The following is a 15,829-nucleotide window of genomic DNA, read 5'->3' as shown; positions in this document are numbered from 1 at the left end:
CCCGGCCACATCGCCTGCGATGGCCGCTCGGTCAGCGAGATCGTCGCGCCGGTGTTCGATGCGGGCGGAAAACTGATCGCTGTGCTGGACGTGGATTCCGAACAGCCGGCGGCCTTCGACAGCGTGGACCAGCAGTGGTTGGAGCGCATTCTGGCGGCTGCGTTCGGTGATCAGGCCTGACGTCGGGTAGCTTGCATTGTCTTACGTTGCGGCGCCTTGAGTAGAGCGAAATCGACGCGCCGGAGCCGGCGCAGCAGAACAAACGGAGCAATGAAATGGCCGAGGCCTATATCGTCGCAGCGACCCGCCCCGCCGGCGGCCGCAAGGGTGGCCGGGTGCGCGATTGGCATCCCGCCGATCTGGCCGCCGTGGCCCTGAACGAGCTGATGGACCGCACCGGCGTCGATCCGGCCGCGGTCGAAGACGTGATCATGGGTTGCGTCACCCAAGCTGGCGAGCAGTCCACCAACATCGGGCGCAACGCCGTCTTGGCTTCCAAGCTGCCCGAGAGCGTGCCCGCCACCTCGGTCGACCGTCAGTGCGGCTCCTCTCAACAGGCCCTGCAGTTCGCCGCCCAGGCGGTGATGAGCGGCACCATGGACATCGTGATCGCCTCAGGCGTTGAGAGCATGACCCGCGCGCCCATGGGCATGTCGGTGGTGCTGCCGATGAAGGCCGGCATGGGCGTGCCGAAGAGCCCGCGGATGGAAGAGCGCTACCCCAACATCCAGTTCAGCCAGTTCATGGGCGCCGAGATGGTGGCGGCCAAGTATGGCCTGACCAAGGACCAGCTGGACGAGTTCGGCTACCTCAGCCACCAGCGCGCCATCGCCGCCACCCAGGGCGGGGCCTTCAAGGACGAGATCGTCGCCATCGACGGCCTCGACAAGGACGGCAATGTGGTGCGCCACGACATCGACGAAGGCATCCGCTTCGAAGCTAGTCTCGAGGGCATGCGCGCTGTGAAGTTGCTGCAGGAGGGCGGCCAGCTTACCGCCGCCACCTCCAGCCAGATCTGCGACGGCGCCTCGGGCGTGATGATCGTCTCGGAAAAGGGCCTGAAGGAGCTGGGCGTCAAGCCGCTGGCCCGCATCCACCACATGACCCTGCTGGGTCATGACCCGGTGATCATGCTGGAAGCTCCGATCCCCGCCACCGAACGCGCCTTCAAGCGGACCGGCATGAAGGCCTCCGACATCGACTTCTATGAGGTCAACGAGGCCTTCGCCTCCGTGCCCGTCGCCTACATGAAGACCCTGGGCGTCGATCGCGAAAAGCTGAACGTCAACGGCGGCGCCATCGCGCTGGGCCACCCGCTGGGCGCCTCGGGCACCAAGCTGATGACGACCCTGCTGAACACCCTGGAAGCCAAGGGCGGCAAGTACGGGCTGCAGACCATGTGCGAAGGCGGCGGCATGGCCAACGTGACCATCGTCGAACGCCTCTAGGACCTCTATCGGCTTGGCTTCCTTCGCCCCGTGCGGGAGAAGGAAGCCTCGCTGAATTGGGGACCGACTTGAGCCAGCCACGCATTGTCGCCGTCACCGGCGCGTTCGGAATCCTGGGGTCCGCCGTCGCCCGCGCCGCCGCCGGGCAGGGGGCCAGGGTCGCGCTCATCGACTTCGCCCAGAGCGCCCCCGAGGGTCTGGTCGCGGCTTGCGGGCCCGACGCCCTGGTGCTCTCCGGCGTCGATCTCACCGACCCTGACGGAGCCAGGACCGCCATCGACGAGGCCGCCGCGCGGTTCGGCGGTCTGGACGCCCTGATCAATGTCGCCGGCGGCTTCGCCTGGCAGACCCATGCCGACGGGGACCCCGCGGTCTGGGATAGGCTCTACGCCATGAATGTGCGGACAACGGCCAATGCGAGCCGCGCGGCCATCCCGCATCTGCGGGCCAGTTCGGCCGGCCGCATCGTCAATGTGGGCGCCAACGGCGCGGTGAAGTCCGCCGCCGGCATGGGCGCCTACGCCGCCTCCAAGGCCGGGGTCCACCGTCTGACCGAGAGTCTGGCGGAGGAACTGAAGGGAGAGGTCACGGTCAACGCGGTCCTGCCCTCGATCATCGACACGCCCACCAACCGCGCCGACATGCCCGACGCCGACTTCGCAAGCTGGGTGCGGGCCGACGAACTGGCGGCCGTGATCATGTTCCTGGCCTCGCCGGCCGCCAGCGCGGTGACGGGCGCCCTGATCCCGGTCACCGGGCGGGTCTGAACCGCCGATCCTGTTACGCCAAGGCCGCGCTGCGGGGCGAATCGTCCCATCGAGGTGAGGACGGTGGCGAGAGCTTATGAAGTAGGCCAGAACCGTCTTTGTTCCTGGGGAGGGGCGCGTGATGGGTATGCTGATGATCGCCGCGGCGGCTGCCGCTCTGGCCGCAGGCGAGCCGGCTGCGGTGGTGACCCCGGCGGCGGCGGCTGCTTCCGAGACCGGCATCATCGCCTATCCCCGCAGCTTCTTCGCCGAGGCCTCGCCGTCGACGGCCTATGACATGGTCATCCGGGTGCCGGGCTTCTCCTTCGACAAGGGGACGGTGGTGCGCGGCCTGGCGGGGTCGGGCGGCAACGTGCTGATCGACGGCGAGCCGGCGGTGGCCAAGAACGACGCCCTGGACGAAATCCTCAGGCGTATCCCGGCCGGCGCCGTGGCCCACGTCGACCTGATCCGCGGTGGGGCGCCGGGCGTCGACATGCAGGGCCGGACCGTGATGGTGAACGTGGTGCGCAAGTCCGCGGCGGGCTTTCGCGGGGCCGCGACCGCGGGCGCCTACGCACTGTATGACGGTCGGGTGCTGGGCAGCTTCCGGGCGGAGGGGCAGTGGCGCTGGGCAGGCGGGCGGTCCGCCGAGGCCTCGGTCGTCCTGGGCTACGGCCCTGACGACCAGCTGGGCGACGGTCCGCGAGTCCGAACCGCGGCCAATGGCTCGACCCTGATCCTCTCCGACGTGGACGGCGACGGGAAGGGCCTGCGGCAGTGGACCACCGGCGCCTATGAGACGCCGCTGGCCGGCGGCAAGCTGCGGCTGAATGCGGCCTATATGCTCACCCCCTATTCGTCGGAGATGACCGACCGCATCAGCTTTCCGGGCGGCAAGGAATACCAGTACGACACTATCGATCGGCTGCAGGCCGAGGTGGGCGGGCGCTTCACACGTCCTCTGACGCCGCGCCTGGACCTGGAAGCGGTGGCCTTCCAGCAGTGGAACAACAACAACACGAAGTCGCGGTTCGAGGGCGCCAACCTGGTTCGCCAGTTCGAGGGCGACCGCAAGACCACCGAGAGCGTCGGCCGCGGACACGTACGGTTCGCCCAGTCGCCCACCCTGACGTGGGAACTCGGCGGGGAGGGGGCCTACAACAAGCTCGATAACACCACGACCCTGTTCCAGAACGCGGTGAAGGTGCGACTGCCGGCCGCCAGCGTGCTGGTGACCGAAAAGCGGGCCGAGGTGTTCGCTACCGCGACCTGGCGGCCGAGCGAGGCCCTGACCATCGAGGCCGGCTGGCGGCAGGAACGCTCGACCATCTCGTCGGAGGGCGACGTGCTGCTGGAGAAGCAGCTGCAGTTCAGCAAGCCACGGGTGTCGGCGACCTGGTCGGCGACGCCGACCACCCAGGTGCGTCTGCGAGTGGAGCGCGAAGTCGGGCAGCTCAACTTCGACGACTTCGTGGCCCCGTCCTCGGTCGCCAACACCGGCACGGTCATCGCCGGCAACCCCGACCTGTCGCCGCAACAGGCCTGGGTGGTGGAGGCCGCCGTCGAGCAGCGGTTCGGGAACAATGGTGCGGCGATCCTCACCGTGCGCCACTACGAGCTGACCGACGTCATCGACCGCGCGCCGGTCTTCGGTCCCGGCGGCAGCGTCGCCGACGCGCCCGGCAATATCGGCGAGGGGACCAAGGACGAGGTGCAGGCCAGTCTCAGCCTGCCGCTGGACCGTTTCCGCATTCCGGCCGCGCAGCTGAAGGCCCAGGCCGTATGGCGCCGCTCGGAGGTCATCGATCCGCTGACCTTGCAGGCGCGTCAGATTTCCGGCCTGCGCCACATGGAGTGGGACCTGCACTTCAGCCAGGACCTGCCGCGCTGGAAGTCCAACTGGGGGATCGACGTCAACAAGGGCGGCTCCAACGCCAACGACGCCTATGGCTGGCGCGACCGGGCCTATCGCCTGTCGGAGATCGAGACCCGCAAGCTGGACACCTGGGTGACCCTGTACGGCGAGTACAAGCCCAGGGCCGACCTGAGCGTCCGGCTGGAGCTGATGAACCTGACCGAGCGCAGCGCCCAGCGGACGCGTGAGGTCTATGCGGGACCGCGCGACCGCAGCGCCCTGCTCTATACCGACGTGCGTGACCTGCGCTGGGGCCGGGTCTGGAACCTGCGGATTCGCAAGAGCTTCTAGAGCGTGATCCGTTGAGGTGGAATCGCTTCGCGATTCCGCCGATGCGGTGGATCAGGCTCCAGATATAAGCGAGAGCATGATTCACGCCTGAGCCGGGACCGCTGCACGGTTCCGTCTCAAGCGATCATGCTCTAGGGCTTGGGCGCGGCTGGGACGGGGGCCGGCGGGGGATTGGCGTTGGCCACCCGCCACACGGTGTCGCCACTGTCATCAGCCACCAGCAGGGCGCCGCCGTTGTCGATCGCCACGCCCGCCGGTCGGCCCTGGGCCTCTCCCTTGGCGTTCAGGAAGCCGGTGAGAAAGGCCTGAGGCGGACCCGCGGGCTTGCCCTTGGCGAAGGGAATGAAGACCACGCGATAGCCGTTCAGCGGCTTGCGGTTCCAGGAGCCGTGCTGGCCGATGAACACGCCGCCCTTGTACCCGGGAGGGAAGGTCTCGGCCCGGTAGAAGGCCAGGCCGAGCGACGCGGTGTGGGGCCCAAGGGCGTAGTCGGGGACCAGGGCCTTGGCCACCAGGTCCGGCCGCGGCGGGCTGACCCGGGTGTCGACGGTCTGGCCGAAATAGCTGTAGGGCCAGCCGTAGAAGGCGCCCGGGGTGACGCTGGTCATGTAGTCGGGAACCAGATCGTCGCCGAGTTCGTCGCGCTCGTTGACCGCGGTCCACAGCTTGCCGGTCACAGGCTCCCAGTCCATGCCGTTGGGATTGCGCAGGCCGGTGGCATAGGGGCGGCTTGGCCCCTCGGGCAGGGTGAATTCGACGATCTGGGCGCGGCCGGCTTCGGCGGCCATGCCGTTCTCGCCGACGTTCGAGTTGGAGCCGACGGTGGCGTAGAGCTTCTGCCCGTCCGGACTGGCGATGATGTTCTTGGTCCAGTGGTGATTGATCGGGCCGCCGGGCAGGTCGAACACCTTGGTCCCGGCGCCTTGCACCTTGGTCTGGCCTTCGGAATAGGCGAAGGCGACGATGGAGTCGTCGTTGGCCACGTAGAGGGTGTCCCCTACCAGGGCCATGCCGAAGGGGCGCTTCAGACCCTGGGCGAAGATCGCCTTGGTGTCGGCCACCCCGTCCGCGTCGGAGTCGCGCAGCAGCATGATCTTGTTGGGGCTTTCCTGCAGAGCCCCCGCCCGCTTCTGGATCAGCTGGGCGACCCAGTCCTTGAAGGTCTTGGGCGGCTTGGGCTCCGACGAGGACTCGGCGGCCAGGACGTCGCCATTGGGCAGGACCAGCAGCCAGCGGGGGTGATCCAGGCCGTCGGCGAAGCGGGTGACCACAAATCCGGGCGGGGCCGTGGGCGCGGCGTCCTTGGGCCAGCCGACGAACTTGGCGACCTTCACCGTCGGCAGAGCGCTGGTTGTGGGGGTGGGCAGCTCCGGCTTGGGCCCGAACCCGGCGAAGGGATCGGAAGCGCCCTGGCCGCAGGCGGTCACGCCGACCGCCGCCACGGTCGCAGCCAACAATACCGAACGCATGGGCGTCTCCCTGATCTTCGACCTCAGGACAATGCCTGGCTTGGTCCCAGGTTCAGCCTAGCATGGCTTGCGGACGGGCCCACTGATGAGCGGCCGCGCGGCGACCTTCAGATAGATATCCCGAGGTGCTCGGCCAGGGCGTCACGCCGTGCGCGGCGAGGCGCGATGGGCGCGCCGCAAGCCCGCAGGTTGACGCCTCCGGCGCTCAAGCGGAAGCTCTCAAGGTGAAGCTTCGACAGGAAGCGCATTCTGGGGCGGACATCATGAGCGTTGAACTGACCATGCTGACCTATTCGGTCGGCCTGCTTTTCGTACTGGTCTTTCTCCAGGCCCTGGCGGGCATCCGGGCCCAGGGCGCGGTTCCCCTGGCCAATTCGCGCGATGACCTGCCGCCACCGAGCGGCTTCCACGCCCGGATGAAGCGGGTGGTGGACAATCACCGCGAGGGCCTGACCATGTTCGCACCCCTGGTGCTGGTGGCGGCGGTGGCCGGCGTCTCCAGCGAGATCACGGTCCTGGGCGCCCAACTGTTCTTCTACTCCCGCGTGGCCCACGCGGTGCTCTACATCTTCGGGGCGCCGATGGTGCGTCCCCTGGCCTGGACCGTCGGCCTGGCCGGCACCGTCATGGTGTTTGCCGCCCTGGTCGGCCTGGCCTAGAGGGTCTCCCCAAGCGCCTCCCGTCCGGGGGGCGCGACCGGAGGTCCGCATGACCCGTCATCTCGGCTCCTGCCACTGTGGCGCAGTGACCTTCGCCATCGAGGCGCAGATCGATCACCTCACCGCCTGCGACTGCTCGCTGTGCGTCAAGAAGAACGCGCGGATGGTGCGGGTGCATGAGGACGCCCTGACCGTGCTGTCGGGCGGGGACCAACTGGGCGTCTATGTCTGGAACACTCACAGAGCGCGGCATCACTTCTGCCGCACCTGCGGGATCTATGTGTTTCACCGCAAGCGCGCGGCGCCGGACATGTATGAGGTCAACGTCTTCTGCCTGGACGGCTTCGACCCCTCAACCTTGCCGGTCCGATCCAGCCAGGGTGTGGGCATGTCGGTGGCCGCGAAGGGCGCCCGCGACGTCTGGCCCGGGCCCAGAGAGGCTTGAGACGGGGTTGCGGCGACGGGCTGACGGGGGTATGGCGCGGCCATGCTCGATCACCTGAAGGCGAACAACAAGGCTTGGGCCGCGCGCAAGGTCGCGGCCGATCCCGGCTTCTTCAAGCGGCTCATGGGCCAGCAGGCGCCCGACTATCTCTGGATCGGCTGCTCCGACAGCCGGGTGCCTGCCAGCGAGATCGTCGATCTCGATCCGGGTGAGTTGTTCGTGCACCGCAACGTGGCCAACCTGGCTCCCCCGCAGGACGCCAACTACCTGTCGGTCCTGCAGTTCGCTGTCGAAGTGCTGAAGGTGAAGCACATCATGGTGGTGGGTCACTATGGCTGCGGCGGCGTGGCCGCGGCGGTGGACGGTGGGCGGCGAGGTCTGGTGGATCATTGGCTGCACCCCATTCGGGAAGTCCACGAGGCGCACCGCTGCGAGCTGGACAAACTTGGCAGTCAGACCGAGCGCCTCGACCGCCTGTGCGAGCTGAATGTCATCCGCCAGGTGCAGAACGTGGCCAGCGATCTCTTTGTCCAGGACGCCTGGACCCGGGGCCAGGACCTGTGGGTGCACGGCCTGGTCTATTCCTTGGAAGACGGCCTGCTGAACGATCTCAATGTCTCGGTGGGCGACCACCGCGAACCCTGAGCGGGGCGCGGCGGCGGGTCCGCCCGACCGGCTGACGGCCTATCCACAAGCTATTTGCCATCCGCCAGCGGGGCCGGAGGCGGCTGCCTGCCTGCGCGGCGGAGCGCAGTTTGTGTATAGGCGTAGTAATTCAAAATACAGATTTGATTAAATCCTTATTCACCGTGACGCTACACCTCGTTTTAAATCGAATGCCTCAAAACGTTCTCGACAAGTTCAATCAATAAACAAAACACAAACGCACAGTCGGGAACACGCCATGAAGACCTTTGCCGCTTTCGCCCTCGCCGCCACCGTCGCCGCCTTCGCCGTCCCCTCGTTCGCCGCTGAGGCTGCGCCCTCGGTGAACGTGCAGAGCGTCCGCATCGCCCTGGCCGGCAAGTCCGCCACCCAGGTTCGCACGGAAATCCGCGACGCCGCCTCGAAGGTCTGCGGCGCGCCGGCCGGCGACTGCTGGGCCGCTGCGGTGCGGAAGGCCAACAGCGATTTCAACGCCATCAACCGCGCCCGCCAGGCCGCCGCGCCGTCTCCGGTCCGCGCCGCCAAGCTTGAAGATGGCCGCGCCGGCGTCGTCAGCGTCCGGGTCGCCGTGGTGGGTCGTTCGAATGAACAGATCGCGGCCGATATCGCCGCCGCCGCCGACACGGTCTGCAAGGCGACCAACGATTACGCCCACGGCTACCGCGCCTGCGTGACCGGCGCCGTGCGCTCGGCCAAGGTGCAGCTGCGCCAGCTGGCCCGCGCCGAGGGTTCGACCCAAGTCGCCTCGATGTAAGAGACGGCTATTCAGTAAGGTGTTGAAGCCGCCGGCGCTGGTCCCCCCAAGCGTCGGCGGTTTTCGTTTGCGCGCCTGCCGCGACGTCACACTTGGCGCGCCGTTTCAGAGGCTTAGACTAGGGCCAACGAACCAGTATGCGCGGAGGAACAGACATGGCCGATTTCGGAGCCGACCTCGATCTTGAGGAATTCCGTACCGAGGCGCGCGCCTGGCTGGAGGCCAATTTCCCGGCCTCGCTGAAGGGCAAGGGTAACCTCGCCGCGACCGAGGTGACGACCACCCACGCCGAGCTCAGGGCCTGGCGCAAGGCCATAGGCCTGAAGGGCTGGGCCACCCCCACCTGGCCGGCGGAATATGGCGGCGGCGGCCTGTCGCCTCAGCAGGCCCGGGTCCTGGCCCAGGAGATGGGCAAGATCGGCGCCTTCAATCCGATGATGTTCGGGATGGGCGTCACTATGATCGGCCCCACGATCCTGGACTACGGCACCGAAGAGCAGAAGAAACAGCATATCCCCCCCATCGTGCGCGGCGACGTCCAGTGGTGCGTGGGCTATTCCGAGCCGGGAGCGGGATCTGACCTGGCCTCGCTGCAGATGAAGTGCGAGGACGCCGGCGACCACTATGTGATCAACGGCCAGAAGACGTGGACGAGCGGGGCCCAGTACTCCGACTGGTGCGGGGCGCTGGTGCGCACCGACTTCTCGGCCAAGAAGCATGAGGGCATCAGCTTCATGCTGATCGACATGCACCAGAAGGCCATCGATCCGCGGCCCATCGCCCTGATCGCCGGGGCCTCGCCGTTCTGCGAAACCTTCTTCACCGATGCGCGGGCCGAGAAGCACGGCCTGCTGGGGCCGTTGAACGGCGGCTGGACGGTGGGCAAGCGCCTGCTGCAGCACGAGCGGGCCAGCCAGACCGGGACGGGCGGGGGTGGCCGCACCGTGCCGCTCAACGAGATCGCCAAGCGCTATGTCGAGGTCGACGAGGACGGACGCATCGCCGATCTGGACCTGCGTACGCGCCTGACCCGGCACCTGATGGACGCGCGCATCCACGGCCTGACCCTGGCCCGGGTGATGGCGGAATCCAAGGAAGCCTCTGGGGCCACCAACGGCGCTTCGGTGCTGAAGAACTCCGCCACGGTGGTGTCCCAGGGCCGGGCCGAACTGACCCTGGAGATCATGGGCCACCAGGGCCTCGGCTGGACCGGCGGCGACTTCACCCAGGAAGAGATCGAGAGCGTGCGCGGCTGGCTGTCGGGCAAGGCGATGTCGATCTATGGCGGGTCGGTGGAGATCCAGAACAACATCATCTCAAAGCGCATCCTCAACCTGCCCGACACAACCCAGTCCACCTGACGGACTGGATTTCGGCCACCCTGCCGGAACGGGCAGGGGAGGTCCGTCGTTGGAGGATAACCAAGGCGGACTTCCTCGGGGCGTCATCGCAGGCGCCTCGCCACCCTGGCCAATACCCCGCGAGCGGCCGACGGCGGAGCTGACGTCAACAGTCTCAATCGCGGTGATTTTTCGCGGGTTCCATTTCCAAGAGGCTCGCCTTGCCGAATCCCGACACCCGCCCCTGGCGCCAGCGTCTGGCCCCTTACCAGCAGCCCAGCGCCCGCCGTTCGATCCTGGAGATCGTGATCACGGCGGCTCCCTTGGCGGCGATCTGGGGCGTGGCGTGGGTGGCGGCGCACTTCGGGCTCTGGTGGGTGGCCCTGCTGCTCACGGTTCCGGCGGCCCTGTTCCTGGTGCGGCTGTTCATGGTGCAGCACGACTGCAGCCACCGCGCCTTTTTCCGCAATCGCCACGCCAATGACTGGATCGGCCGGGTGATCGGGGTGCTGACCGTGACGCCCTACGACTGCTGGCGCCAGACCCACGCCATCCACCACGCCACCTCCGGCGATCTGGACCGCCGGGGCCTTGGGGACATCTTGACCCTGACGGTGGAGGAGTACCGCGCTCTCCCGCTGTGGCGGCGGATCGGCTACCGGCTGTATCGCCATCCGGTGGTGCTGTTCGGCATCGGCCCAGCCTATGTCTTCCTGCTGGAGCAGCGTCTGCCCAGCGGCCTGATGAAGGGCGGCTGGCGACCGTGGTTGAGCGCCATGGGCACCAACGCCGGCATCGCGGTCTTCCTGGTGATCGTCGCCCTGCTGGCGGGCTGGCAGGCCCTGCTGCTGGTCAATCTGCCGACCCTGGTGATCGCGTCGTCCATCGGGGTCTGGCTGTTCTATGTGCAGCACCAGTTCGAGGGCACCTACTGGGCGCGGCGCGATGACTGGGATCTGACGGAGGCGGCGCTGAAGGGCGCTTCGCACTATCACCTGCCGCAGCCCCTGCGCTGGATGACCGCAAATATCGGCGTGCACCACGTGCATCACATCGCCAGCCGCATCCCGTTCTACCGGCTTCCGACCGTCCTGAAGGACCACCCGGAACTACGCGAGGCCGCCCGGCTCTCGGTCCCGCAAAGCATTCGCGCTGTGCCGCTGTCGCTGTGGGACGAGGCCAGCGAGCAGCTGATCTCCTTCCGCCAGCTGGCGCGGCAGACCCGGGCCGCCGCGGCCGCCTAGAGGTTCAGCCGGACGACGGCGGCGTCGAAGGCGGCCATCTCGGCCGCTGAGCCGACGGTGATCCGGCTGCGGGTCGTCCAGATGGGCCAGGAGCGGCCGATGGCGTTCTTCTCCTTGGTGAGGGCCGCCTGGACCTCCTTTTGAGGGGAGGGGGTAATGACCGTGGATGTTCAACGTCACGATCGCCCTTGCCTGTTCAATTGGTGAACGGCGCGGTGACCCTCAGACTAGCAAATGTTCTTGTTATGTTCTTGACAAAGTGACGCTTGGAATGTAGGTGTGAGGTGGCAAAAAGATCGTCGCCCTGCGCCCCGCTCTCATGGGGATTTGCATTTTCCTGGTCAGAGAAGGTGGGTTCGCATGGCGCGTATGCCGAGCGGGGAGCCCCGTTCCGTCCCCGACATCAATGACGAAGACTACGACGAAATGATCCGCCGGCAGGCTGCGAACAATGCGCGGGCGGCGGGCGAACCGGTGAAGCAAGCCGGGGCAGGTGGCCGCATCGGCCACCCCGGCGAGCTGGAATCGCTCATCCCAGTCTGGGGATCTGGCCGAGAGGCCTTGGCGGATTTTGAAGGCGGCGACTATGTCGGAGCCGGCTTGAACGGAGCGCTGGCGGCCTCCGACCTCTTCCTGGCGGGGTCGCTGCTGAGGGGCGCAGCCAAAGGGCGGGATGTTTGTGGCGGCCAAGGCGACGAAGCGAGCGGCACCCTACGGTTGGGATGGAAACGTCCGGAAATGGATGGGCAAGAAGCGCTACCTCGCGCCCTACCAGCATGGTCACCACTGGGCTCTCTCGCGGAACGAGGGCATCGGCCGTTATGTCCCCGACGCAATCAAGAACCAGCCTTGGAATATCAAACCGATGCCTAGTCCAAAGGTGCATGGACGAATTCACGGGCCGTATGCCGGCAAGAAGCAATTCAACCCGGTGCAGAGATATTGGTACGGCACGCCCGCGTGGTCGAAGGTTGGGACGGTGTCGGCGGCAGGTCATCCGACAGTCGCCGCCAAAGAGAAGGGAGAGGGCGGGCGATGAGCGCGCTTCCCTTCAAATACCCCTTGTGTGCCTTTGGCCGTGACGTGGGGCGCAACGCCCAGGCTGGCCGTGAAACGGTGACGTGGTTTGGCGATGACGAAGATGTTTCGACCTGCAAGGGGTGGGACCTCAAGCATGGCGCAAGGATGGGGATGATCCTGGTCGATCCGACCGGCCGAAGCTGGGAGATCGTCGGCGTCAAGGACCTCGGAATTGTCGGCTCCGTGCTTGGCCGCATTGTCCGCTTCGTATTTCAGCAAAACGACCATGCGATCGAAATGGACTTGGCGGAGCGGCCGCCAATGTCGCTGGACCAGGTGAAGGACCGGGTCTGTGCGTCGATCGACGCCAACCCGGACGATTGGCGCGATGACGAGGCGATCGCTGGGGAGAGTGGAGAGCCCCAGGACGAGCTGGAGCTTCTCGACCGCCTGAAGTCCCGTGTCAGGAAAGCCAAGACGCTCAAGGGCGTCGTGAAGATTCTGGACCGATAGCGGCCCCCGACCGCAACTCCTTGTTGACGTCGGCAGGTCTTGATATATCTCTATTTAGCAATATAGATGGATGGCGATATATGCGGGCTGCGTCTCAGCAAATGGATCTCGTGTTCGGCGCGCTGGCCGATCCGACGCGGCGGGCCATCCTGGCGCGGTTGGCGGACGGGGAAGCGACAGTGAACGAGCTGGTGGCGCCGTTTGAGCTCAGCCAGCCGACGATTTCCAAGCACCTGAAGGTGCTGGAGGGGGCGGGGCTCGTCTCGCGGGGCCGCAACGCCCAGTTTCGGCCAGTGCGCCTGAACGCCAAGCCGCTGGCTGAAGCCTCCCGCTGGATCGGCGATTACCGCCGGTTCTGGGACGAGAGTCTCGACCAGCTCGAAGCCTATGTGAAAGACCTGCAGGCCAAGGGAGAGCCGTCATGAGCTCCGTCGAAATCGAGCGCGAGATCACCCTGACCCGCGTCATCGACGCCCCGGCCGCCCTGCTGTTCGAGGCCTATTCGCGGCCCGAGCACATCATGAAGTGGTTCGGCCCGGTGGGCTGGCCGGTGACCTTGGCGGAGATCGACTTCCGGGTCGGCGGCACGTTCAAGTTCGCGATGACCGGGCCGAGCGGGGTGCAGAACGAGCCCTTCGGCGGGACCTATCTGGAGATCGTTCCCGACAAGAAGATCGTCTACGACAACGGCTTCAACTTCGAGAAGATGATGGTGGTCACCGTCACCTTCGACGAGGCGGACGGGAAGACGAAGCTGACCTTGCACACGGTGTTCGCCAGCGACGAAATCGCAAAGATGCACATTGGCGGCGGCTTCGAGGAAGGCACGAACTCGGGCCTGGATCAGCTTGAGGACCTGGCGGCCGACCTGACCTCGCGGATTGGCGGCGGCTGATGCGCTAGGTTTCAGGCCTGGGAGATTTGCGAATCTGATCCTCGCACGCGGCGAATTCATCGCCGGGGGACTTGAGGCCGTCACGCGCCATCCCATATCGGAGTCGCGGCCCGGGCCCCTCTGACGATCCCCTTGATCGTGATGTCGGACCGCATCGGGTGCGCCCGATGCCGGGGTCCCTCTCCAGCTCCCCCGGAGTTTCGGGCGCATCCTCCCAACAGAGGAGGTTTGCGAGATGCCCTACAACCTTTCCAGCCGGCGGCCCACGAGCGCCAGCCTGATGACCGAGGCCTGGGCCCCGGGCGACAGCCGACAACTGGACGCCTTAGTGGGGGGCTGCGCCCTGGTCGCCCAAGCCGATGGCTGGGTGACGGCCGAGGAGCGGCGGCGCCTTGTGGCCCGGGTCCAGAGCCTCCCGGCCCTGGGTCTGTTCGGGGTGGATGAGGCGGTGCAGGCCTTCGAGGCCCTGATCGACCGTTTCGACAAGGATCCTGAAGACGGAGAGGCGGTGGCCGAGGCTGCGATCCTGCGGCTGCGCGGCCGGGCAGGTCCCGCCCATCTGCTGGTGGCCGCGGCCTGCTCCATCGCCGCCGCCGACGGGGGCTTCGACGCCGAGGAGCGGGCCGCGATCCTGCGGATCTGCCATCTCCTGGACCTGGAAGCCGACGCCTTTGACCTGTTGGCCGCCAGGGGCCGGCGATGAGGATCTTGGCCCCCGCGTCCTGGCTGCGGCTGGAGTTGCAGGTCCTGGCCCAGGCCACGACCCTGGCGGCGTCCCACGCCAGTTCCCCCACCGGACGGCCCGTGGAGGGGCCAGCGCCGGTGACCTCCAATCTCGCGCCGCGCCGGGTGACCGGCCACACCCTGGATATCCGGGTGTGAGGCCGATGGGTTGAAGGCTCGGCCGGCACGATTTTCCGCCGCCGAGCGCGTGGCGACGCCCCGCTGGTGTTCATCGGCGGCGAGGTGTTCGTGGCCGAGGCCATGGGTTGGGAGACGTTCCCCGCCCCGGTGTCCCTGGGGATGACCGGGGCTGCTGGCCTGCGGGATCGGTTATTCCGTCTGGCGCACCCGCACACCGCCGGCCGCGGCCGCCTGAAGCGCAGACCCGCGCGGGGACGGCGGAAAGCGGCGCCGTCCCCTGGGCACGGGCCGGGCGGTCGCCTATGTGGAGGCGCGCGGTTCCGCGCCAGCCCTAGGATGCCCATGCCCTCGCTTTTTGATCCGCTCGTCGTCGGCGATCTGACCCTGCCCAACCGGGTGATCATGGCGCCCCTGACGCGCAGCCGCGCGGGGGACAGCCGCATCCCGAACGCCCTGATGGCCAAGTACTACGAGCAGCGCGCCTCGGCCGGCCTGCTGATCTCCGAAGGCGTTCCCGTCGATCCGATGGGCGTCGGCTACGCCGGGGTGCCCGGCGTCTGGTCAGCCGAACAGACTCAAGGCTGGCGGCAGGTGGCCTCGGCGGTCCATGCGGCCGGCGGGCGCATCTTCATGCAGCTCTGGCACGTGGGCCGCATCTCCGACCCGACCTTCCTGGACGGCCGCGCGCCGGTGGCGCCCAGCGCCATCGCCGCCAAGGGCCACGTTAGCCTCTTGCGTCCGGAGCGGCCCTATCCGACCCCGCGCGCCCTGGAGACCAGCGAAGTCCAGGACGTGGTCGAGGCCTTCCGCCTCGGCGCCCAGAACGCGCAGAAGGCTGGTTTCGACGGCGTCGAGCTGCACGGCGCCAATGGCTATCTGCTCGACCAGTTCCTGCAGGACAGCGCCAACCAGCGCACCGACCAGTACGGCGGCTCCATCGCCAACCGCGCCCGGCTGATGCTGGAATGCGCCGACGCCGCGGTGTCGGTCTGGGGGTCCGACCGCGTGGGCATGCACCTGGCGCCGCGCGGCGACGCCCACAGCATGGGCGACAGCGATCTGGCGGCGACCTTCACCCACGTCGCCACCGAGTTGGGCAAGCGCAAGCTGGCCTTCCTCTGCGCCCGCGAGGCGGAGGGGCCCGACAGCCTGGGGCCGCAGCTGAAGAAGGCGTTCGGGGGTGTCTATATCGCCAATGAGCGCTTCACCGGCGCATCGGCGCAGGCCGCGCTGGACGCCGGCTGGGCCGACGCCGTGGCCTTCGGCAAGGATTTCCTGGCCAATCCCGACCTGGTCGAGCGCCTGCGCACCGGGGCGGAGCTGAACCGCTGGAACCTGGCGACCTTCTATTCACCCGGCGCCGAGGGCTACACCGACTATCCGACCCTGTCGGAGCTACAGGCCGCCGGCTGATCAGCCTAGAGCCTGATCCGCTGAGGTGGAATCGCTTCGCGATTCCGCCGATGCGGTGGATCAGGCTCCAGATATAAGCGAGAGCATGATTCACGCCTGAGCCGGGACCGCTGCGCGGTTCCGTCTCAAGCGATCATGCTCTAG

At 67.3% G+C, this 15,829-nt stretch carries 18 protein-coding genes; 17 read left to right on the top strand and 1 reads right to left on the bottom strand.

Translation table 11 applies throughout. The annotated features are described in order from the left end of the window. The 4 genes from Q8N10_RS20430 to Q8N10_RS20415 form a co-directional block, all read left to right on the top strand. A partial coding sequence (locus Q8N10_RS20430; RefSeq protein ID WP_371133902.1) for a GAF domain-containing protein occupies positions 1 to 180 on the top strand: 180 nt, incomplete at its 5' end. 95 nt (positions 181 to 275) lie between these two features. After that, positions 276 to 1,448 (top strand): acetyl-CoA C-acetyltransferase, encoded by a 1,173-nt coding sequence (locus Q8N10_RS20425; RefSeq protein ID WP_305663984.1) that lies wholly within the window; start codon positions 276 to 278, stop codon positions 1,446 to 1,448. A 68-nt stretch (positions 1,449 to 1,516) separates the two neighbouring features. Continuing rightward, a complete protein-coding gene (locus Q8N10_RS20420) occupies positions 1,517 to 2,215 on the top strand; it encodes an SDR family NAD(P)-dependent oxidoreductase (protein WP_304775071.1) in 699 nt (232 codons plus the stop codon). 121 nt (positions 2,216 to 2,336) lie between these two features. Continuing rightward, on the top strand, positions 2,337 to 4,403 hold the full coding sequence (locus Q8N10_RS20415) for a TonB-dependent siderophore receptor (RefSeq protein ID WP_304775074.1): 2,067 nt from the start codon (positions 2,337 to 2,339) through the stop codon (positions 4,401 to 4,403). A gap of 131 nt (positions 4,404 to 4,534) precedes the next feature. Here Q8N10_RS20415 and Q8N10_RS20410 read toward each other — a convergent pair whose 3' ends face one another. After that, on the bottom strand, positions 4,535 to 5,872 hold the full coding sequence (locus Q8N10_RS20410) for a sorbosone dehydrogenase family protein (protein WP_304775076.1): 1,338 nt from the start codon (positions 5,870 to 5,872) through the stop codon (positions 4,535 to 4,537). A gap of 263 nt (positions 5,873 to 6,135) precedes the next feature. On the opposite strand from Q8N10_RS20410, the gene Q8N10_RS20405 reads away from it, so the two are divergent. The 13 genes from Q8N10_RS20405 (at position 6,136) to Q8N10_RS20345 (ending at position 15,685) form a co-directional block, all read left to right on the top strand. Next, complete coding sequence (locus tag Q8N10_RS20405; RefSeq protein WP_304775078.1) at positions 6,136 to 6,531, top strand: MAPEG family protein; 396 nt, start codon at positions 6,136 to 6,138, stop codon at positions 6,529 to 6,531. A 49-nt stretch (positions 6,532 to 6,580) separates the two neighbouring features. After that, positions 6,581 to 6,976, top strand: coding sequence for a GFA family protein (locus tag Q8N10_RS20400; RefSeq protein WP_304775079.1), 396 nt, complete (start codon positions 6,581 to 6,583; stop codon positions 6,974 to 6,976). Positions 6,977 to 7,018: 42 nt separating this feature from the next. Beyond that, complete coding sequence (locus Q8N10_RS20395; protein ID WP_304775081.1) at positions 7,019 to 7,621, top strand: carbonic anhydrase; 603 nt, start codon at positions 7,019 to 7,021, stop codon at positions 7,619 to 7,621. Positions 7,622 to 7,880: 259 nt separating this feature from the next. Next, entirely contained in the window at positions 7,881 to 8,396 is a 516-nt protein-coding gene (locus Q8N10_RS20390) for a hypothetical protein (protein ID WP_304775083.1), read from the top strand. Positions 8,397 to 8,551: 155 nt separating this feature from the next. Next, on the top strand, positions 8,552 to 9,757 hold the full coding sequence (locus Q8N10_RS20385) for an acyl-CoA dehydrogenase family protein (RefSeq protein ID WP_304775086.1): 1,206 nt from the start codon (positions 8,552 to 8,554) through the stop codon (positions 9,755 to 9,757). Positions 9,758 to 9,957: 200 nt separating this feature from the next. Further along, entirely contained in the window at positions 9,958 to 10,980 is a 1,023-nt protein-coding gene (locus tag Q8N10_RS20380; protein ID WP_304775088.1) for a fatty acid desaturase, read from the top strand. A gap of 673 nt (positions 10,981 to 11,653) precedes the next feature. Beyond that, positions 11,654 to 12,019, top strand: a complete 366-nt coding sequence (locus Q8N10_RS20375; protein WP_305663983.1) for a hypothetical protein — start codon at positions 11,654 to 11,656, stop codon at positions 12,017 to 12,019. Then, the gene (locus Q8N10_RS20370; RefSeq protein WP_304775092.1) at positions 12,016 to 12,513 is read left to right on the top strand and encodes a hypothetical protein; all 498 of its coding nucleotides are present in this window, start codon (positions 12,016 to 12,018) and stop codon (positions 12,511 to 12,513) included. The genes Q8N10_RS20375 and Q8N10_RS20370 overlap by 4 nt, the downstream gene beginning before the upstream one ends. 101 nt (positions 12,514 to 12,614) lie before the next feature. Continuing rightward, positions 12,615 to 12,938, top strand: a complete 324-nt coding sequence (locus Q8N10_RS20365) for a helix-turn-helix transcriptional regulator (protein ID WP_304775094.1) — start codon at positions 12,615 to 12,617, stop codon at positions 12,936 to 12,938. Next, entirely contained in the window at positions 12,935 to 13,408 is a 474-nt protein-coding gene (locus Q8N10_RS20360) for an SRPBCC domain-containing protein (protein WP_304775097.1), read from the top strand. Before Q8N10_RS20365 ends, Q8N10_RS20360 begins: the two co-directional genes overlap by 4 nt. 235 nt (positions 13,409 to 13,643) lie before the next feature. After that, positions 13,644 to 14,111 (top strand): tellurite resistance TerB family protein, encoded by a 468-nt coding sequence (locus Q8N10_RS20355; protein ID WP_304775099.1) that lies wholly within the window; start codon positions 13,644 to 13,646, stop codon positions 14,109 to 14,111. Next, positions 14,108 to 14,290 (top strand): hypothetical protein, encoded by a 183-nt coding sequence (locus Q8N10_RS20350; RefSeq protein ID WP_304775101.1) that lies wholly within the window; start codon positions 14,108 to 14,110, stop codon positions 14,288 to 14,290. The genes Q8N10_RS20355 and Q8N10_RS20350 overlap by 4 nt, the downstream gene beginning before the upstream one ends. A 324-nt stretch (positions 14,291 to 14,614) precedes the next feature. Beyond that, the gene (locus Q8N10_RS20345) at positions 14,615 to 15,685 is read left to right on the top strand and encodes an alkene reductase (RefSeq protein ID WP_304775103.1); all 1,071 of its coding nucleotides are present in this window, start codon (positions 14,615 to 14,617) and stop codon (positions 15,683 to 15,685) included. The last annotated feature ends 144 nt before the right edge of the window (positions 15,686 to 15,829 follow it).

It is taken from the genome of Phenylobacterium sp. (assembly GCF_030693625.1).
GTDB classification, from domain to species: domain Bacteria; phylum Pseudomonadota; class Alphaproteobacteria; order Caulobacterales; family Caulobacteraceae; genus Phenylobacterium; species Phenylobacterium ferrooxidans.
The sequence above is the reverse complement of the archived record's forward strand: the minus strand, read 5'-3'. Positions and strand labels throughout refer to the sequence as shown.